Raw genomic sequence first — 18,071 nt, forward strand, 5'->3', positions numbered from 1 at the left:
TAGGGTCTGCCCCTCGCACCTTCGATAACAGTGACCGATTACCGATCTATCTATGGTTGTCGGGTAATCGTCGATGCTGTCGTCGCCGACGACAAGATTCCGAATCTGCCCCATGTCGAACTGAAACGAGTCGGGAACTACGCGCTCGCCCGCGTGAAGGAAGCCGTGCTTGCCGTTACAGGTGGATAGCGGCACTCCAACCTTGCTATTTTAGGCCGAGGTCCGCGGCCATTGCTGCGACCAGTGCGGATCGGGAGACCAGCCTGCGATTGTCGGCCGATCGACGTCGCTTTGGAGGGCCGCGCTGTCAGCGCCCCTTGCCGAGCGCCTGTTTCGCCGCCGGAGTCAGCGTATAGACCGCTTCGCGTCCTGCCCCGCGATTGTGATGATCGACGCGGTAGCCTCGATAGTGCCGGCGAAGGAGCCCGACGCGCACAAGATCGGAGACGGCGCGGCTGACGTTGGTGCGACCCGAACGACGAAGGCGGTCGCGGACCTCGTCGGCCATGACCCCTTCCGCTGCCTCTTCGTCGGAGGGAAGCGCCCCGCGCTTCTCAAGGTCGGCGCGGACATCGGCGATAACGGCGCGTCGGCGCCCGTCGCGCTGCGCCATAGGCATCAGGGCATCGCTGAGCCAATCGCGAACCGGAACGGATTGTCCGTCCTGCGCGACATAGGGGCCGAGGCAATCCCGGTTGCCGGCGGCGCGGGCAATCAGCTCCAGGACCATGAAGGTATAGCGCGGACGAGAGGACGCGCTCGCCAGAAGATCAAGCACCGCCGGCAGGTCCATCTCGTTGCTTTCGCGCTTCGCGGGAGTCGCGATCTCCGACTTGCCCGCCGCGCTTTCGATGGTGAAGAGGTCCGCCTGGTACATGGAACATATCATGCACACTCCGAGTCGGATGTGAATCCCTCTTCTCGCCCTCAGGGCTGATTAGTCACCAGTGACACTTTACCTTTGGCGCTGGTAAAGTGTCATTGATGGCACTGTGTAAAGGGGCTGGATACTCCCTGGTCGGGGCGAGCCTCATCGGAAATTCCTCGCCCGTCCGAAGGTGTCGTCATGCTCTTCGATCAGTCGAGCGCCATGTCCCGAGGTCTTGCCAACAGGGTCGCGTGGATCGGGCCCGCCACCGCTCAACGCACCGTCGCCCCTTGCCAGCTTCATGGGGAACTCCCCTCCCCGCTCGCCGAGTGACGACAGCATCGAAGAGAGGTCGATCAGCTTCTTCGCGATGACGTGGATCACGTCGCCTTCGCGCTGGACCTGGCCGTAGATGCCGACCATCCGGGCGCCCATCACGATCCGGCGGTTCTCCTCGAACATGCGCGGCCAGACGATCAGATTGGCGATGCCGCTCTCGTCCTCGACCGTGATGAACATGACCCCTTTGGCCGAGCCGGGCCGCTGCCGGACGAGCACGATCCCGGCCAGCCAGATGTAGCGACCGTCGCGGGTGTCCAGCAGTGCCTCGCAACGCACCATGTTCCGCGCGGTAAGGTCATCGCGCAGGAATGCCACCGGGTGCCGGCGCAGTGTCAGGCCGACATTGCCATAGTCTTCGACCACCTCGCGGCCTTCAGTCATCGGCTTCAAGAGAACCGGCGTTTCGACGATCTCGGAGACATAGCCGTTCTCGCGCGCGTCGGCCGCGGCAAAGAGCGGGAGTTGCTCGTCGCGCATTGCCTTGATCGCCCAGAGCGCTTCGCGCCGCGCGAGGCGCATCGAGGAGCGGAACGCGTCGGCTTCGGCGAGCCGGTTAAGCGTGGCCGCGCGCACACCCGCGCGTCGCCAAAGCTCCTCCACGCTGCTGAAGGGCTCGTCGGCCCGTGCCGCGATGATCCGCGCCGCGTCGGCCTCTCGCAGCTCGTTCACCATCCGCATTCCTAGCCGGACGGCGAAGTGCTCGTCGTCGACCGGCTCGAGGGTGCAATCCCAGCGGGAGGCATTGACGCAGACCGGCCGCACCTCGACGCCGTGGGCGCGCGCGTCCGCCACGATCTGGGCTGGGGCATAGAATCCCATCGGCTGCGCATTGAGGAGGCTCGCGCAGAAGACATCCGGATGCCAGCATTTCAGCCAGCATGATGCATAGGCGATCAGCGCAAAGCTCGCGGCATGGCTCTCCGGGAACCCGTAGCTGCCGAAGCCCTCTAGCTGGCCGAAGGTCTTTTCCGCGAATTCGGCCGTATAGCCGCGCTCGACCATGCCGTTGATGAGCTTGTCCCGGAACTTCGAGACGCCGCCGGTGTGTTTGAACGTCGCCATCGAGCGGCGGAGCTGATCCGCCTCCGACGGGGTGAAGCCCGCGCATTCGATCGCGACGCGCATGGCCTGTTCCTGAAAGAGCGGCACGCCGAGCGTCTTGCCGAGCACGCGCTCCAGCTCGGGCTTGGGATACTCGACGGGTTCGAGGCCGGCGCGCCGGCGCAGATAGGGATGCACCATGTCGCCCTGGATCGGCCCCGGCCGAACGATCGCGACCTCGATCACCAGGTCATAGAATGTGCGCGGCTTGATGTGCGGCAGCATCGCCATTTGGGCGCGGCTCTCGATCTGGAAGGCCCCCAGCGTATCGGCCGCCCGGATCATGGCGTAGGTACGCGGATCCTCCGGCGGGATCGATGCGAGTTCCATCTCGATGCCCTTGTGCTCTGCGAGGAAGTTGAAGCCGCGTTTCATTGCGGTGAGCATGCCGAGCGCGAGGCAGTCGACCTTCATGAACTTGAGGGCGTCGATATCGTCCTTGTCCCATTCAATGACCTGGCGGTCTGCCATTGCCGCCGGCTCGATCGGCACCAGCTCGTCGAGGCGGTCATGGGTGAGGACGAAGCCTCCGGGATGCTGGGAGAGGTGACGCGGGGTGCCGATCAGCTCGCGTGCGAGGTCGAGCGCCAAACGCAGCCGCCGGTCCGAAAGATTGAGGTTGAGCTCGGCGGCGTGCTCGTCCTTGACCCCTTCCTCGCTCCATCCCCAGACGGTCGACGATAGGGCCTTGATCAGGTCCTCGGGCAGGCCGAGCGCTTTCCCGACATCGCGGATCGCACCTTTGGCCTTGTAGCGGATGACCGTCGAGCACAGCGCTGCGCGATCGCGGCCATAGGTCTCGAACACCCACTGCATCACGATTTCGCGCCGCTCATGCTCGAAGTCGACGTCGATATCGGGCGGCTCCTTGCGCTCCTGGCTCACGAACCGCTCGAACAGCAGGTCCGAACGCTCGGGGTCGATGGAGGTGATGCCGAGCACGAAGCAGACCGCGCTGTTGGCCGCGGAGCCCCTGCCCTGGCAGAGAATCTCGCGGCCGCGCGCAAACCGGACGATCGAGTTCACCGTCAGGAAATATGGCGCGTATCCCAGGTCAGCGATCAGGCCGAGTTCGTGACGCAGCAGCTTCGCGACGCTTTCGGGCACGCCCTCCGGATAACGCTCAGTTGCGGCCTCCCATGTCAACTTCTCGAGCGCAGCTTGCGGCGTCATGCCGGGGATGCTTGCTTCCTCGGGATATTGATATTTGAGCTCGTCGAGGCTGAAGCGGCAGCGATCGGCGATTTCGAGCGATCGGGCGAGCGCTTCGGGATAGCGGCCATAGAGGCGGTGCATCTCGCCGGCGGGCTGGAGAAAGCGGTCGGCATAAAGTTCGCGGCGGCCGCCGAGGTCGTCGATGGTGCAGCGGTGCCGGGTGCAGGTCATGACCTCCTGCAGGACCCGCCGATGCGGATGGTGATAGAGGACGTCGCCGGTGACGACTGTCGGAACGCCCAGCTGTGTCGCGCAGTTGGCGAGGGTGTGGATCCGCATCTGGTCGCCCGGCCGCCGTCGGAGCGTCAGCGCCATGTACCCGCGATCGCCGAATATGCGGGCGAACCGCTCGAGGACGGTCCCGGCCGTGTTGGCCTCACCCGGCACCAACACCCCCACCAGCCCTTCTGCGAACTGGGCGACGTCCTCCCAGCCCAGCTTGCACTTCCCCTTCCCTCCGCGCTTCTTCCCCAGGCTCAGCAATCTGCAGAGCCGGCCATAGCCGGCTCGGTCGATCGGATAGACGAGGAGGGAGTCGCCGTTCGCGAGGTCGAGGCGGCAGCCCACGATGAGGCGGACATTGGTCTGCTTCGCCGCCTCATGCGCGCGGACGATGCCGGCAAGCGTGTTGCGATCGGTGATCGCCAACGCCTCGAGACCGCACGCATCGGCCTGTGCGAACAGCTCCTCGCAGCTGGATGCTCCGCGCAGGAACGAGAAATGCGACGCGCACTGGAGCTCGGCATATCTCATCCGAACAATCCGTGCATGAACCAGCCCTGCCCGCCGGTTGCGGCGTCCATGCCGTCGCCGGCGCGGAAGACCCAGTAGCGGGCGCCGGTCTCGTCCTCGACGAGGAAATAATCCCTGACCGCGAGCATTTCCGCGTCACTAAGTTGCCATTCGCCATAGATGCGCTCAGGGCCGTCGGCGCGCTTCACGCGCCGCCGCATGCCGCGCCATACGAAATGGACCGGCGGGTGATCGGGAAGCAGCGCCATGGTGTCGATCGGTTCGGGGCGACGCAGCATGCGCATCGGACGCGGCCAGTCCGGGCGCCAGCGAAGAAGCGTCGGATCGGCCATAGGAGCGACTTTGGTCACCGATCGTTCCGGGATATCGCTTTCGCGCGCCGCGATCCGGTAGATGCGATGCTCGCCGATGCGATTGCCGAGAATGTCCACGAGCGCCGCGACGTCGGGCGCTGGCTTGTCGCCGAGGTTCGAGATCGCGGTGGGATTGAGCGGTTCGACCAGCGGAGCGGCCAGCGTCATCGTCTCGATGCCGAACCCGGGTGCGATCGTTTCAATTCGGTCGCAGAGCAACCGGGTGAGCTGCTTGCGATCGCGCGTCGGCTTGGCGGTGCCCGCCCGGATTGCCTGCACGGCATTGTCGACGCGGTGAAATCTCAGATCCAGCCGGCGCGCGCCGACGCCATCGCGCTCAAGGCGATCGCAGAGCCGGTCGACGAGCTTCGCGGTATAGCGCGCCATGGTCTCGGCGGCCCCGATGGGTTCGGCGAACCGCTGGGTTTCAATCGGCAGTTCGGCCAGTTCGACAGGCTCGATCGGCTCGCTCGCCCGTCCGAACGCCTGGTCGAGGCGGCGTCCGGGTTCGGACGTGAAGCGCAAGGCGAGCGAGGCGCGGGGCATCGCTTCAAGCTCACCTATCGTTTCAACGCCGACCTTGCTGAGACCGGCCACAAGCTTGGCATCGAGGCGCAGTGCAGCGACCGGCAATTTGCGAAGCCCCGAGTCTTCGAGTTCGGTGACCACGGCGATGGTCTGCTTGCCATACCGGGCCAAGGCGTGCGCCGCACCGTAAGTCGGTGCGCTCACCGCGCGCGCGGCGGTACCGATCTCTGATAAGCGCCGTGCAAGATCGCGCAGGAGGCTCTCGGTCCCGCCAAGGATATGGGTCGCGCCGGTGACGTCGATCACCAATCCGTCGGGATAATCGGCGGCGACCATGGGCGCGTAGCGCCGCAGTGCCCAGAGCGCGAGGCGGTCGAGCGCGTCACGGTCGCCCTGAACGTCCGCATCCTGCATAAATAGCTCTGGAACAAGTGCCTGCGCTTTGGTGGCGGGCATGCCGGCGTGGATGCCGATCGCTCGCGCGGCATTATCGGCCGCAGTGATGACGCGGCGCGGACCCTCCATTCCTGTCAGCACGAACGGTCTGTCAGGAGGCGGCGCGTGCGGCCCAAGCCTGCGACGCTGGCGATCGGTCGGCCAGGTCGGCAGGAAGAGCGAGACGACCTCTCGCATCGCATGCCTCCAACAAAAAATCAGCGTTCTCGCCCGCCCGGCAGCGGATCAGCTCTACAAACCATCGATGTCGCCCAACGCCCTGGACCGGCAAGGGAGCGGAAGGCACGGACGTCACTCGCCAGCGTGTTGCCGCGGCAGTTGGCTGGCCGAAGTCGGCGGCCCCGGAGGGGCGGCGCCAACGCCGCAGTGCGATGCCGATCGTGCCGGTTCCTTCGGCCGCAAGCTGCAGGCGCCGTGACGCGGTCATCGAGAGTTTGGCGACCTCCGCGACGACCCCGGCGAGGCCGCCATGCCGCAATCCTTCCTCGAAGCAGGCGAGCACGGATGCTTCGTCGCCCGCTTCGGCATAGATGACGCGATCGGGGTCGAGGCCGGCCTGTGCGAGCGCTGGCGCAAAAAAGTCGGGTTGGGTGATGCACCAGAGCACCTGGCCTTCGGTGCGAGCGAGGATGCCCGCGGCGAACAGGGCTGCGGCTGCGCCATCGACGACGCCCTGCGCGCCGCCGGCGACTTCGTGCAGCGCTCCACGGGCCAAACCTCCGCCGGGCAGCCGCGCGTCGATTGCGTCGATCCCGAACGGCAGCACGCCGTTGTGGCGGCGATCGGCGCCTTCGATCTGTGCGACTCGGGCGCGAAGAGCGGCAAGCTGAGGGCGCGGCCCTGCTTCCGTCATGGAGGGGCCTCCTAGGCATGGCGGTGGACTAAGTTCCTATTTTGTTCTATCAAGGGGGTATGAGTCAATGAGTTGGAGTCGGGAGGGTGAAAGGGAACTGACTCCATGAGGAATTTTGAGGATTGCCATGTCTCGCTTGCACAGTGTCCAGCGCAGCATCGACGAGATCGCCGCTCATTTTGGAGCCGACTCGGCAACCGGCATCGCAGCGCCCTCCGAAACCGTAGAGGGCACTCCGGGGCTCATCATTTTCCAGAATGGCGGTCGCCGGCTCCTGAAGTCGGCAAGATGGGGTTTCCCACGCCTCACGCGTGAGATGCGTGCTCGCGGCGAAGAGCCAGGACTCATCGGTCTCGTCGCCGACCTAACGAACCCGATGTGGGAACATCTGGTCGTCGACCCGCGCTATCGCTGCCTCATCCCGATCACGCATTTTGCGAACCCGGACGGTGACCCAGGCGCGAAAACGCGCGCGTGGTTCTCGGTCAAGGATCAGCCGCTCGTCGCCTGGGCGGGCTTTTGCCGCAACACGGATGATGGTCCTGTCTATGCCGGCATGACCATGGCGGCGAATTCGGCGGTGATGCCGTTCAACGATCGCATGCCGGTGCTCCTCGATCCGCACGAATGGGATCGCTGGCTGACCGGCGGCATCCGCGATGTCATCTGGTTCCAGCACCGGCTGCCTTTCGATGCCGACCGGATGCTGGTCCAGCAGACCGACGACCTCTGGCGCAGCGGCAAGCCGCCAGTCCCGCCTCAGCTTTCGCTCCTGTAACAGCTGGTGGACTGACCGCGGGTTCCTGATAGGCTGGCGCTATGTGTAACCTCTACACTGTCCGGAAAAGCGCGGCCGAGATCGCCGCACATTTCGGGGTATCCGACCCGATGCAGTCGAATGCGCCCGAAGAGGTTTACCCAGGCTATCCGGGCAATGTCGCCCGGGAAGAGGCCGGCGTGCGAGTCATGCAGTCGATGGTCTGGGGTTTCCCCTACCGGCCAAAGGGCATGAAGCCGACATCCAAACCGAAGGCGGTGAACAATTGCGCCGATATTCGAGGCCGGATGTGGATCGGGCTCGCGCGCAAACCGCAATGGCGGTGCCTCATTCCCCTCACCCACTTTGCCGAAGCCGAGGGGCCGCCCAAGGAAAAACGCGGACCTGGTTCAGCGTGAAGGACGAGCCGGTCGTGGCCTGGGCGGGCTTGTGGCGGATCAGCGACGAATGGGGACCGGTCTATTCGGGGGTCATGACCGACTGCAACGAAGCGATCCGCCCGGTTCATGATCGCATGCCGGTCCTCCTTCACCGCGACGAGTATGACGCCTGGCTCAACGGCACATTCGACGATTCGCTTGCGCTTCAACTCCGGTGCTTTCCGGACGAATTGATCGAGATGGAGCGAACCGCCGAGCCGTGGAACAAGGCGCGGCCCAAGGCGGCCGCGCAACCTTCGCTGCTGCCGCGCTAAACCCGTAGTTGAGCAACGCTAGCCCGCGACCAATTCGATATTGGGATGGTCACCGATAATCTCGAGCACGATATCAAAATAGGTCGGTCCGATGCCACGTTCCGGGTCGGCAAGCTCCTTGGAGATGCGCTCGACGTCGAAGCCCCCAGGATGTTTCAGCTTGTCGAGATACCAGTTGCGCGTGCATTCGAAACCGAGGTCGGAGCGGTTCTTCTCCATGTCCAACCAGACGAGCTTGACCGGTTCTGCGCCATCGATCGCGCCATATCCGCCATAAAGCACGTCATCCAGAGCATCGAGGCTTCGACCAAGCTCCCAATCGACATCGGCCATGAAGACGCGATTGATCTCCCCGTAGAAGGAGGGGAGATCGGTGATCGAATGGCCGTCGATGATCAGTGTCTTCACCGGGATTCACCTCGAGCTAAGCAGGTACCACGACGTCTATAAATGGCGCACGCTAGGGGAAGCTGTGTCGTCCCGACGCTGCCGCCGTCATCGATCAACGATGTAACCTTCTCGGATGCCGTCACGTGATAATCGTGGGACCACCACGGCTGTTGCCGAACGCCTATGCATGCCTGCGGTGGCCCACAATGCCGTGTGGGATCGAACAACGTCGTGAGCAATCCAGTCAGCAAGCTTTCCTGGGATGATCTGCGTGTCATACGCGCGATCGGGAAGAGCGGCGCTCTCGCGCCAGCGGCAGAGACGCTCGGCATAAATACCTCGACGATCGCCCGTAGGTTGTCCAAGGCAGAAGAAGTCCTCGGGGTGACACTCTTCGACCGGCGCCGAACCGGATATTCCGCAACGATCCAGGGCGAAGAGTTGATTGCGCTCGCGGAGCGGGTCGAACTGGACGTCATCAGCGTCGGGCGCCGGGTTTCCGGGCATGGACTGGGCCATGCCGGCGAGCTGCGCATAACAACCAGCGATTCCATCCTGCTGTTTTTTCTCACGCCGCATATCGCCTCGTTCAAGGCGCAGAACCCTGGAATCAAGGTGGAGGTGATCGTCGGAAACGCGTCGCTGAACCTGGCGCGCGGGGAATCCGACATTGCCGTAAGGGCGACCGACAAGCCGCCGGAAAACCTCTTCGGTCGGAAGGTTGCGGCAATAGCGTGGGCGCCCTACGACAAAATCGCTGGTGCAAATCCGGTCGGGGCCGGCGCCGGTCCTCTCTTTGATCGTGATTGGGTTTCTTACGGCGGACAGCTATCGGGCCTGAAGGCCTCTCGCTTCCTCGAGGACCGCGTGCATCCCGACAACATCGCCTATCGGACGGACTCGGTCGCAGGAGCGGCAGCGGCGATCGAAGCTGGTCTTGGGGTTGGCTATTTACCTTGCATGGTTGGCGACCTCTCGCCGGGCCTGATGCGTGTCGGGCCGATCGAACCGCTGCTCAACGACGAGCTGTGGCTATTAACCCATCCGGACATCCGCAATTCGAGCCGAATCTACGCCTTCATGACGCACTGCGCTGAGGCGATTTCCCAGAATCGCCCACTGATCGAGGGATGTTGCGGTTCGGCAGTCGCGCCCGAAGTCTCGAAGACGTGCTTCCTGGAACTCCACGCGCCGTTGGATGGCACTGCGCGGAACTCGAATCAAAGACCCGGTTGTTGGCGATCCACCTTTGCGTGAACTGCCATCACCCCTTCTCCCTGATCCGAAATGAGGAAGACGATACCGTTCGATTCCAATGCACGCCGAATTTGGTCGCGCGTCGACTCATACACCCTGACCTCATTTGCGGATTCAAGGCGTTTCAATGCCGTGAGCGATACAAGGGCTTTGTCCGCCAGAGTTTCCTGCGTCCAACCCAGCAAAGCCCGCGCGGCTCGCGACTGACGGCCGGTGATCATGCATGATCACCTCCCATCAGATCAGATCCGCATTCCAGAACTACGGCTAATTTAGTCGCTTCCGGAGATTGTGGCGAGCAAGTTCGCTTGTCGGCCGCCGGGCACCGTCACCGCCTGCCCAAGCCACTACAACGGGGGTTTCGGCGCCGAACCGTGCCTTGTTCGCGCTCGCACTACCGGTCTGCCATCACGACTATTCTGGATACAGGTGAGTGCGCGCCATCAATCACGGCATCGGCGCGTCGATCGAATGAACAATCGCCGCGAGATTCTCGGGGCCCTTCTCCGGCTTGTTGAGATCGTGGACGACGAAGCCGTAGCGGCCATCGGTCGGAGCAGGATCGGCGCCCAGCGACCTTTTGTTTCCCGATGGAGAGCGATTTCAGCTGCCGAACAGATGCGTGGAGTGGGTGACTGCCGCGCCAGCACGCATCGCGGCAGCGACGATCGCGGCTTCGCTCAATTCCGCGTCGGTCGCGCCGGCCTCGCGCGCCGCTTTGGTGTGGAGATCGATGCAATATGGGCATTGAGTGGTCAGCGCGACGGCGACAGCGATCAGCTGCTTTTGCTGTGCCGTGAGCGCACCATCGGCGAACGCGGCTTTGTCGAATGCCCAGAATGCTTTCATCGCGTCAGGCGCGTTCTCATCGAGTTTTTTCAGACGGCTTAGGTTCTTCATGTCAAACATCGGAATCCTCCTCGTTGATGGGACGTGGTCGGCGAGTTGCCGATGTCAGGTTTTCGAAGTGGGCCTGCCGTTGGTTACGAGAAGACCAAAATTCTGGGTATTTATGCGGTTTGCAATCGGACGCGGGAGACTGCGGCCCGGTCCTTCGCCGTCATAAGGCGCGCAACGGGCTCCGCGTCATTTGCCAAAAGTGGCTCAGCTGATCGGACGGTCCAGCACCTTCTCGATGCAGGAGATCAATTCCCCGCTGTCGATTGGCTTTTCGAGCAGGTGAAGCCTTTCGTTTGCCGCCGAGCCGATCATGGCCCGCTCCGGGTATGCGGTGACGATGATCACGGGTAGCGGCACACTGCGCTCGCTCAGGATCCGCCTGAGCTCAAGCCCGTTCATCTCCGGCATCTGGAGATCTGAAACGACGATATCGAAGCGATCGAGACCGCTCGAGAGGAAGCTGGCCGCGGACTCGAATGTCTCCGCATCCGCACCGAAGGACCGAAAGAGGCTCGCAAGCGAAGTACGAACGAGGTCATCGTCGTCTACGATGGCAATGACGGCATTGGTGGCCAAATGGGTCCTCTTGCGCGGTAGGCGATTAAAATGCGGATCTCGTAAACGGTCAGGACTCCGGGGCGATCGCCTGTGGCCGGATCGTTCAATTGGGGGTCTGCTGCTGGCGCGTTCCTCGCTCGATCGCTTCCATCATGCGCACGACTTCGGCGAGCGTCCGCGCCTGCATCTTTCGCATCGCCCTGCCACGGTGGAGCTTGACGGTGATCTCGCTTAGTCCGAGTTCGGACGCGACCTGTTTGTTGAGCAAACCTGAGGTAACGAATTTGAGCACCTCGCTCTCGCGCTGGGTGAGCGATTTGAACCGGCGGCGCAGCGAGCGCAGCTCTTCGTCCTGCTCTTTCAGGTGCCGGTCTTGGGCAAGGGCATTGGAAACCGATTCCAGGATGTCCTGATCGCGAAACGGCTTCGGGTGGAAATCGACGGCACCTGCCTTCATTGCCCTGACCGACATCGGAATATCGCCGTGACCGGTGATGAAAAGTATGGGGATCCGCTCATCACGCTTTGCGAGCTCGCGTTGCAGGTCCAGTCCGCTTACGATCGGGAGGCGAATGTCAGCGACCAGGGCACCGCACGCCATCTGGCAGCGGATTTTCCAAGAGCTCTATCGCGTCCGCGTAGAGAGCGACACGATAGCCTGCCGAACGTAGCAACCTTCCAAGTCCGGTTCGAATCTGCTCGTCGTCATCGACGACGAGGACAATCGGTGCCGCTTCCCCGAATGGCATTGTCGCAGGCATTTCGGGCTTATGACTCATCAAGTACAATCTCGCCCTCCATCGAGCACTATGGCGGCACCGCGAACGGACCTCTCATTCGTTTACCCCGCAGTCGAAGGCGCTTCTATCACACGTTCGTATAGCGCTCGCCGGGTCCCGCTGAGACCGAATGGCATCTAGTGCTCCACGGGGAAGGTGAATCCGACCGTTGCTCCGCCCGCCGCGTTACCGCGGACGAAAATCTCGCCGCCATGGCTTTCTATGATCGACCTGCAGATCGATAGACCCATCCCCATGCCTTCAGCCTTGGTTGTGAAGAACGGCTCGAAAATCCTGGCGAGATCGTCCTCGTCAATTCCGGGCCCGTCGTCACTCACGCAAAGCGTAACGTCGCCCTCGTGGTGAGATGTCTCAATGATCAGGCGCCGCTCGGAATCATCTTTGCGCGGCGCTTGGAGGGCGTTCATCACCAGATTGATCAGCACTTGCTGTATCTGAACCTGGTCGGCGATGATGGTAGGATGATCGTCGGCGAGGCGGACAGACACGCGTGCGCGATGCTGGCTTATGTGCGAGCGCAGAAGTGGGAGAGTACTTCGGACCAGGTCGCCAAGGCCAAATCGGGCAGGCTCCGGTTCTTTTCTGGCAAATATCGCCCGCAATTGCCGCACGACTTCGCTGACTCGGCGCGCGCCGATTACGGCGCTTTCGACCGCCTCGCGCGCTTCTTTGAGGTCGGGCTCGGGCCGATTGATCCAGCGCAGGCTGGCTTCACTGTTGGTGAGAACGCCTGAGATCGGCTGGTTTATCTCGTGAGCGATCGATGCTGTGAGCTCGGCCATGGTCGCAATACGCGTGACGCGGGTGAGGTCCGCTTGCGCCCGATGCATTTCTTCTTCGGCGAGCTTCGCCGCGGTAATGTCCATCACCACGCCTGAGGCATTTTCGCCATCGTCATCGGCATGGGTCGGGTTCACCAAGACCCGCAAGTGCTTCAGACGCTCGTCGGGCATCACCACTCGAAATTCGAAACTAAGGTCGCTTTCACCGCTCTTGATGCGTTCGATCGCCGCGAGCACGTGCGCGCGATCGTCTCGATGGACGCACTTCAACACGACCTCGAAGCCCGGCGTCACCGATCGGTCGAGTCCGAAAATTCGGTAAGTCTCGTCTGACCAATAATGCTCGCCGGTGACGCGGTTTAGCGCGACGCTGCCCGTCATGCTTATCAACTGGCCCTGCCGGAGGAATGCTTCACTACGTCGAAGCTGCTCCTCGGCTTGCTTGCGGTCTTCGATATCGAAGGTCGCGCCATACCATTGGTGGACTTTCCCTTCGTCGTTGAAGCGTGCGGAACATACGGAGAGACACCAACGATACCCGGTATCCGGACTGCCGACCCGGAACTCGTACATCCCATCGCCATCGCTGAATCTGTGCTTGTCCCAATAGTCGACGATACCCTGTCGATCTTCGGGATGGACAGAATCCTGCCAGCCCCACCCCATAACCTCTTCGAGTGTTTTACCCCAGGCCTTCAGGTAGCGCTCGTTTGCGTAGTCCATTTCGCCATCGGCTGTCGTGCGCCACATCATCGTCGGTGCATGATCGACCAATGAGCGAACGTCGGCCAGTTCGTGATCTGTATTCAGTTCAGCCGATTTCCTATCGTCGATCGAGAGCGCCACCAGCGCACGCGCCTTCTGTCGATACGATGGGCCGCAGTTTAGGAGAAACCAGCGATACTGCCCCGCGGCGTCCCTGATCCGAATGTCGAGTGATTGACCCGTCTCGGAAAGCGACGGGTCACGCAGAAATGCGAGCTGCGCACGATCGTCTGGATGAATGTAGTCGAACCATCGGTCGAGAGACAGGTGATCACCAGTGACGCCCGCGAGCCGTTCCCACGCCTGGTTGAACCCGAAGGCGCCGTGAGCGGGATCGAAGTACCACACCAGCGCGGGAAGCTCGACGTCGGTTACCGAAGATGCGACATCGGCGCGGTTGATTTTCGATTCCGTCGCGTCAGAAGCCATTCAAACCACACACCATCGCCGCTACCCTGCTTATTCGGCGACGAGCGAGCGCGGTCGTCGCACCGCGCGGTGATATCTGGCAAATTTGGCAAGGATTTTTAATTGGCAATTCTGCCGACTAAGGTACGCAAAAATGCCGGTTAGGCAGTGCGCTCCCCACAGTCGAGGGCAATCCTTCCGCCAACTCCGAGAGTTTGCTTCAGCGTATCGCTACAACACGCGGCCATTCGTCACGAACCGGGTGCCCTCTTCGTCGATGACATAGGCGTAGGTCGCGTTGAGCTTGCAGCACATTGCGTCGATGATGCTCGTCCCAAGCCCAGGCTGCCTTGAGGCTAGGTGATCGTCAGGCTGTCCGCCATAATCTCTGACTTCCATTCGGAATGCGGATAGTGCCGGGAAGAACAGGCATATCTCGATGTCACGTGGTTCATCGGGCGCGTAGGCGTGCTTGCACGAGTTTGTGACGAGCTCCGTGACCAGGATACCCAGGACGCTGGCAAAATCGGCCGATACCATTCGCCCTTGGATATGCGCGCTGATGTGCTTGCGTCCGATGCCGCCGCAGAAGGTCTGCTCGATCGCCTCCGCAAGGTCGAAGAGGTAGCTGGCAATATCGATGGAGTTGGGCGAGCGGGCGTGATGAAGCTGCTTGTGAACCGCGCCGACGGCGCCGATGCGGTGGATTGCAGTCACCAGCGCGTCGCGTACAGAATCGTCGGATGCGTGCCTGGCCTGAACGGACAGAAGCGACGAAATCAATTGCAGGCTGTTCGCCACGCGGTGGTCAGTCTCTCTTTGGCTGATCGTCTCGGCTGGCAGAACGACCATCCCTCCTGCTGGTTCGTGGATCAGGTCTAGCGTCATGACTGCCTCCCGTTGATGGATCGCCGGGAGTTTATGATTTCGTGCCAAGAGCGAAACTATACACAGGTCTTGCGCACACCAACCAATGCGTAGCGTGCGCCGGCGTGGCGATCTGGCGGCTCCCTTCGCGTCGCGTGGGTCGTCATCGGTCCAATTTTGTAATGGATGTAACCGAACTGGCGTGACGGCGTGTCTAGAATCAGGCCGCACGCCAGGGACTGCACGACCCCCAGCGGTGTAGCTGGAGCAATATTGCGACGTCCCCCACTGGAATGAGAGCCGCCATGCATCGTTTTCCCCATACCGTCTTCGTCGCTGCCGGTCTTCGCACACCCTTTGGGCGCGGAGGGGGCGCGCTCGCGAGCTACGACGCAATCAGCTTATCGGTTCCTGTTGCCCGGGCGATGGCCGACCGAGCCGAACCTGATCTGGTTGTGTGGGGAAGCGTGATTCCTAATCTCGGCTGGAGCAACATCGGCCGTGAAATGTGGCTCGACGCCAAGCTCAATCCAAATGTCCCAGCATTCTCGGTCGTGCTCGCCTGCTCGACCAGTATGACCGCGGCATTTGCGGCTGCCGGCATGCTCGGTGGCGGGACGGACCTCACGATGGTCGGCGGTGCGGAGGTTATGAGCCGCCCGCCAATCGCGCTGACGTCGGATGCGTCCAAGCGATTGACCGACCTCTTCGCGCGCGATCCTTCGGCCGCCCTTGCCGCGCTGAAGGCGCTCGAGCCAACGGATTATGTACTTCCTGTTAAGGGTTGGGCCAACCGCATCACCGGCCGCACGATGGGCGACCATATGGAAGAAACTGCAAAGGAGTGGCGCATCAGCCGCGAGGCTCAGGATGCATGGGCGCTCAAGAGCCACCAGCGCGCAGTCGCTGGCTGGGATAGCGGGTTCTTCGAAGATCTGGTCATCAAGCTGCCCGAGCTGGAGCGAGATGCAAATCCGCGTGCCGACACCTCGGCTGAGAAGCTTGCCGCGCTCAAGCCCGCTTTCGACAAGACGAGTGGAAACGGTACGTTGACTGCCGGGAATTCGTCCCCTGTCACTGACGGTGCCGCGGGTTGCTGGATCGCCAATGAGGCCGGCCTCGCGCGCCTTCCGGCCGATACGCCCTATTTGCGTCTGGTCGACTATGAGATTTCGGCGGTCGACCATCATACTGAGGGCCTGCTGATGGCGCCTTCCTATGCCATTCCTCGCCTCCTTGCGCGGCACGGCCTGCGTTACGACGATATCGACCTTTGGGAAATCCACGAGGCGTTCGCCGCTCAGGTGTTGGCGAATGTCGCAGCCATCGAGAATGGGGAATGGATCCGGGCCAAGACCGGCGTCGACGTGGATTTCGGGACTTTCTCGTGGGACCGCGTTAACCCCAACGGTGGGTCGGTTGCGATCGGTCATCCGTTCGGAGCTACGGGCGCGCGTGATTTGAGCCAGGCTGTCAAGGAGCTTTGGTCACGGCCAATCGGATCTCGCGCGATCATCAGCGTCTGCGCTGATGGCGGTCAGGGGACGGTCGCCCTGCTCGAACGGGTCTGATCGCTTCTGATGCAGCAAGTCGAGCACAGGTTGCGGAGTGAAATTGCTGCCTGCACTACCTGTGCGCCGCATCTCCCGCTCGGTCCTCGGCCAGTTACCCAATTCAGTGCCACGTCGCGGGTCCTCATCATCGGACAGGCGCCGGGCACCAAAGTGCATGCCAGCGGGATTCCCTGGCAGGACGATAGCGGCAATCGCCTGCGCGAATGGATCGGGCTCGACGATCACGAATTCTACGATCCCGCGAAGGTGGCGCTCGTGCCGATGGGCTTTTGCTATCCGGGCAAGGCAGGGGGTGGTGACGCCCCACCTCGACCGGAGTGCGCGCCTCAGTGGCATCGCCGCATTCTCGACCTCCTGCCGGCCGACCGCGTCACTCTTCTGGTCGGCTCGTTCTCACAGTTACATTATCTTCCGAAGGATGCCGGCAGAACTCTCGTCGAGCGCGTCCGCGGCTTCAAGCGCTTTGCCCCTGCCCTCTTTCCGACGCCGCATCCCTCGTGGCGCAGCGTTGGCTGGCAGAAGCGTAATCCATGGTTTGAGGCGGAACTACTTCCGGAGCTTCGTACCGCCATCAGGCTTAAGTTGGACTGGCCGTAGCGGTTCGACCGATGACGAAGTCGCGCATGTGCGATCCCCCATGCAAGGATTTATGGAATGATCGAATGGCGTGAGATCGAATATCTGCCGACAGATTTGGTGGCAGGACGCAGTTTTCTCTTTTGCACGCTCGACAAACGCATCTTCCATGTCACCCTGGTTCTTCGAGGTGGAGCAACAGCTTGCTGGTCGACCGGAGGCGCTGGGGCGGGCGCGGCGCTTCTATCGGACCGGGACATGGCTCTTGTGACGCATTTCGCCGCCCCCAATCTGCCGGACGCGGACGAGCGTCAGATCGCTGCCGTCGCGGTCAGGGTTGCCAATCTAGATGGTCGGTCCTTTGCCTATGAGCATGATCGTTATGGTCGATGATGCGGCTCTTGTACCGTGGCTTCCAGAGACAAATGAATTTCAGCCGCTTGAAGCCGAACGGCGGAGGATCAGCGAGCAGGTAGCCGCGCAAGTGGGATTCGGTTCGGCAATACGCGGCACCGGGCAAGACAGTAAGATCCTGTACTGCGCCGGATCACGCAGACCCGCGGCTCCATGCCGCACAGGTCGGTGCCGGGCTCGCTGCGCTAAGACGCCTGCGGCTTTCGTCGGACTGATGGCCGGGAGCAGGAGCTTTTGTAACCGCCGCATCACAGCGGGCGAGCTTCTGTTTGAACTCGGACCGGTGCGGTTGGCCGCATCGGACAGGCATAAGAGAGGAGAATCCTTTGGCTATCACGGGAAAACCACACGACATCTCGCAGGATATTGAGATCATCCAGGGTGCGATCGCCGGTGAGCACGCGGGGATCGCGGCGTACCGGATTGCCGGTGGCAGCGGCCTTCTCGCTCCGGACACGCTCAAGGTCGCATTGCTGTTCAAGGATCATCACGAAGGTCATCGCGATGCGCTCGAGAAGCTCGTCACCGAAATCGGTGCGACGCCGGTTCCTCCGAAGAGCGACGACGAGTATGTCGCCGATCTGAAGCTCGCCGCGCTGAAATCGCAGGCTGACATTCTCTCTCGCGACAATGCTCGAGCGCGGAGCCGCGAGTGGTTATATCAGCCAGATTTCGACCATCCGCGATCCCGGGCTGGCCCAACTCTTCGCTCAGATTTCGGCAGATGAGATGATCCATTGGACGACGCTCAATGGCGCGGTCGGCGGATCATTGCCGAGTGAGCCATTCCAGTTCGGCTGATCGCGAAACGCGGCTGTGGCGCAGGGATCCGACGACAG

The 18,071-nt window shown here is 62.3% G+C and carries 20 protein-coding genes; 9 read left to right on the plus strand and 11 right to left on the minus strand.

The annotated features are described in order from the left end of the window. Positions 1-307: 307 nt before the first annotated feature. The 4 genes from ACWNC0_RS05150 to ACWNC0_RS05165 all read right to left on the minus strand — a co-directional run bounded on the left by ACWNC0_RS05150 (position 308) and on the right by ACWNC0_RS05165 (position 6,469). Positions 308-877 carry a hypothetical protein gene (locus ACWNC0_RS05150; protein ID WP_449470065.1) on the minus strand — a complete coding sequence of 190 codons (570 nt, stop codon included), beginning with the start codon at positions 875-877 and terminating at the stop codon, positions 308-310. Between the two features lie 153 nt (positions 878-1,030). Further along, the gene (locus tag ACWNC0_RS05155; RefSeq protein ID WP_449470066.1) at positions 1,031-4,279 is read right to left on the minus strand and encodes an error-prone DNA polymerase; all 3,249 of its coding nucleotides are present in this window, start codon (positions 4,277-4,279) and stop codon (positions 1,031-1,033) included. Continuing rightward, positions 4,276-5,793 carry a Y-family DNA polymerase gene (locus ACWNC0_RS05160; RefSeq protein WP_449470067.1) on the minus strand — a complete coding sequence of 506 codons (1,518 nt, stop codon included), beginning with the start codon at positions 5,791-5,793 and terminating at the stop codon, positions 4,276-4,278. Before ACWNC0_RS05160 ends, ACWNC0_RS05155 begins: the two co-directional genes overlap by 4 nt. Next, complete coding sequence (locus ACWNC0_RS05165) at positions 5,708-6,469, minus strand: ImuA family protein (RefSeq protein WP_449470068.1); 762 nt, start codon at positions 6,467-6,469, stop codon at positions 5,708-5,710. The genes ACWNC0_RS05160 and ACWNC0_RS05165 overlap by 86 nt, the downstream gene beginning before the upstream one ends. Before the next feature lie 127 nt (positions 6,470-6,596). On the opposite strand from ACWNC0_RS05165, the gene ACWNC0_RS05170 reads away from it, so the two are divergent. From ACWNC0_RS05170 to ACWNC0_RS05180, 3 genes are read left to right on the plus strand one after another with little or no spacing between them, the layout of a single operon-like run. Continuing rightward, positions 6,597-7,247 (plus strand): SOS response-associated peptidase family protein, encoded by a 651-nt coding sequence (locus ACWNC0_RS05170; protein ID WP_449470070.1) that lies wholly within the window; start codon positions 6,597-6,599, stop codon positions 7,245-7,247. 41 nt (positions 7,248-7,288) lie between these two features. Beyond that, entirely contained in the window at positions 7,289-7,645 is a 357-nt protein-coding gene (locus tag ACWNC0_RS05175) for a hypothetical protein (protein WP_449470071.1), read from the plus strand. Next, positions 7,642-7,941, plus strand: a complete 300-nt coding sequence (locus ACWNC0_RS05180; protein ID WP_449470073.1) for an SOS response-associated peptidase family protein — start codon at positions 7,642-7,644, stop codon at positions 7,939-7,941. Before ACWNC0_RS05175 ends, ACWNC0_RS05180 begins: the two co-directional genes overlap by 4 nt. Before the next feature lie 18 nt (positions 7,942-7,959). On the opposite strand, the gene ACWNC0_RS05185 is transcribed toward ACWNC0_RS05180, so the two are convergent. Next, a complete protein-coding gene (locus tag ACWNC0_RS05185) occupies positions 7,960-8,349 on the minus strand; it encodes a barstar family protein (protein ID WP_449470074.1) in 390 nt (129 codons plus the stop codon). A gap of 213 nt (positions 8,350-8,562) precedes the next feature. On the opposite strand from ACWNC0_RS05185, the gene ACWNC0_RS05190 reads away from it, so the two are divergent. Beyond that, on the plus strand, positions 8,563-9,588 hold the full coding sequence (locus ACWNC0_RS05190) for a LysR family transcriptional regulator (RefSeq protein WP_449470076.1): 1,026 nt from the start codon (positions 8,563-8,565) through the stop codon (positions 9,586-9,588). On the opposite strand, the gene ACWNC0_RS05195 is transcribed toward ACWNC0_RS05190, so the two are convergent. From ACWNC0_RS05195 to ACWNC0_RS05220, 6 genes are all read right to left on the minus strand, one after another. Continuing rightward, positions 9,552-9,809, minus strand: coding sequence for a helix-turn-helix domain-containing protein (locus ACWNC0_RS05195; RefSeq protein ID WP_449470077.1), 258 nt, complete (start codon positions 9,807-9,809; stop codon positions 9,552-9,554). The genes ACWNC0_RS05190 and ACWNC0_RS05195 overlap by 37 nt on opposite strands. 382 nt (positions 9,810-10,191) lie before the next feature. Next, on the minus strand, positions 10,192-10,497 hold the full coding sequence (locus tag ACWNC0_RS05200; protein ID WP_449470079.1) for a carboxymuconolactone decarboxylase family protein: 306 nt from the start codon (positions 10,495-10,497) through the stop codon (positions 10,192-10,194). Positions 10,498-10,692: 195 nt separating this feature from the next. Continuing rightward, positions 10,693-11,064, minus strand: a complete 372-nt coding sequence (locus ACWNC0_RS05205; protein WP_449470080.1) for a response regulator transcription factor — start codon at positions 11,062-11,064, stop codon at positions 10,693-10,695. Between the two features lie 85 nt (positions 11,065-11,149). Beyond that, positions 11,150-11,647, minus strand: coding sequence for a response regulator transcription factor (locus ACWNC0_RS05210; protein ID WP_449470082.1), 498 nt, complete (start codon positions 11,645-11,647; stop codon positions 11,150-11,152). 315 nt (positions 11,648-11,962) lie between these two features. After that, on the minus strand, positions 11,963-13,822 hold the full coding sequence (locus ACWNC0_RS05215) for a PAS domain-containing protein (protein WP_449470083.1): 1,860 nt from the start codon (positions 13,820-13,822) through the stop codon (positions 11,963-11,965). 210 nt (positions 13,823-14,032) lie between these two features. Beyond that, positions 14,033-14,689, minus strand: coding sequence for a sensor histidine kinase (locus tag ACWNC0_RS05220; RefSeq protein WP_449470085.1), 657 nt, complete (start codon positions 14,687-14,689; stop codon positions 14,033-14,035). A gap of 284 nt (positions 14,690-14,973) precedes the next feature. Here ACWNC0_RS05220 and ACWNC0_RS05225 point away from each other — a divergent pair, with 284 nt between their 5' ends. The 5 genes from ACWNC0_RS05225 to ACWNC0_RS05245 all read left to right on the plus strand — a co-directional run bounded on the left by ACWNC0_RS05225 (position 14,974) and on the right by ACWNC0_RS05245 (position 18,033). After that, positions 14,974-16,239, plus strand: a complete 1,266-nt coding sequence (locus ACWNC0_RS05225; RefSeq protein ID WP_449470087.1) for a thiolase family protein — start codon at positions 14,974-14,976, stop codon at positions 16,237-16,239. 9 nt (positions 16,240-16,248) lie between these two features. Further along, positions 16,249-16,839, plus strand: coding sequence for a uracil-DNA glycosylase family protein (locus ACWNC0_RS05230; protein WP_449470088.1), 591 nt, complete (start codon positions 16,249-16,251; stop codon positions 16,837-16,839). Between the two features lie 57 nt (positions 16,840-16,896). Next, positions 16,897-17,211 carry a hypothetical protein gene (locus ACWNC0_RS05235; protein ID WP_449470089.1) on the plus strand — a complete coding sequence of 105 codons (315 nt, stop codon included), beginning with the start codon at positions 16,897-16,899 and terminating at the stop codon, positions 17,209-17,211. A gap of 347 nt (positions 17,212-17,558) precedes the next feature. After that, a complete protein-coding gene (locus ACWNC0_RS05240; RefSeq protein ID WP_449470090.1) occupies positions 17,559-17,960 on the plus strand; it encodes a ferritin-like domain-containing protein in 402 nt (133 codons plus the stop codon). Beyond that, positions 17,902-18,033 (plus strand): hypothetical protein, encoded by a 132-nt coding sequence (locus ACWNC0_RS05245; RefSeq protein WP_449470280.1) that lies wholly within the window; start codon positions 17,902-17,904, stop codon positions 18,031-18,033. The genes ACWNC0_RS05240 and ACWNC0_RS05245 overlap by 59 nt, the downstream gene beginning before the upstream one ends. The last annotated feature ends 38 nt before the right edge of the window (positions 18,034-18,071 follow it).

The sequence above is a fragment of the Sphingobium chungangianum genome, assembly GCF_977014255.1.

Coding starts and splice junctions, on each gene's coding strand:
- ACWNC0_RS05215 (WP_449470083.1), bottom strand. CDS start 13,822: ATGGCTTCTGACGCGACGGAATCGAAAATCAACCGCGCCGATGTCGCA.
- ACWNC0_RS05165 (WP_449470068.1), bottom strand. CDS start 6,469: ATGACGGAAGCAGGGCCGCGCCCTCAGCTTGCCGCTCTTCGCGCCCGA.
- ACWNC0_RS05235 (WP_449470089.1), top strand. CDS start 16,897: ATGATCGAATGGCGTGAGATCGAATATCTGCCGACAGATTTGGTGGCA.
- ACWNC0_RS05210 (WP_449470082.1), bottom strand. CDS start 11,647: ATGGCGTGCGGTGCCCTGGTCGCTGACATTCGCCTCCCGATCGTAAGC.
- ACWNC0_RS05155 (WP_449470066.1), bottom strand. CDS start 4,279: ATGAGATATGCCGAGCTCCAGTGCGCGTCGCATTTCTCGTTCCTGCGC.
- ACWNC0_RS05230 (WP_449470088.1), top strand. CDS start 16,249: ATGCAGCAAGTCGAGCACAGGTTGCGGAGTGAAATTGCTGCCTGCACT.
- ACWNC0_RS05150 (WP_449470065.1), bottom strand. CDS start 877: ATGTACCAGGCGGACCTCTTCACCATCGAAAGCGCGGCGGGCAAGTCG.
- ACWNC0_RS05175 (WP_449470071.1), top strand. CDS start 7,289: ATGTGTAACCTCTACACTGTCCGGAAAAGCGCGGCCGAGATCGCCGCA.
- ACWNC0_RS05170 (WP_449470070.1), top strand. CDS start 6,597: ATGTCTCGCTTGCACAGTGTCCAGCGCAGCATCGACGAGATCGCCGCT.
- ACWNC0_RS05200 (WP_449470079.1), bottom strand. CDS start 10,497: ATGTTTGACATGAAGAACCTAAGCCGTCTGAAAAAACTCGATGAGAAC.
- ACWNC0_RS05225 (WP_449470087.1), top strand. CDS start 14,974: ATGCATCGTTTTCCCCATACCGTCTTCGTCGCTGCCGGTCTTCGCACA.
- ACWNC0_RS05220 (WP_449470085.1), bottom strand. CDS start 14,689: ATGACGCTAGACCTGATCCACGAACCAGCAGGAGGGATGGTCGTTCTG.
- ACWNC0_RS05160 (WP_449470067.1), bottom strand. CDS start 5,793: ATGCGAGAGGTCGTCTCGCTCTTCCTGCCGACCTGGCCGACCGATCGC.
- ACWNC0_RS05195 (WP_449470077.1), bottom strand. CDS start 9,809: ATGATCACCGGCCGTCAGTCGCGAGCCGCGCGGGCTTTGCTGGGTTGG.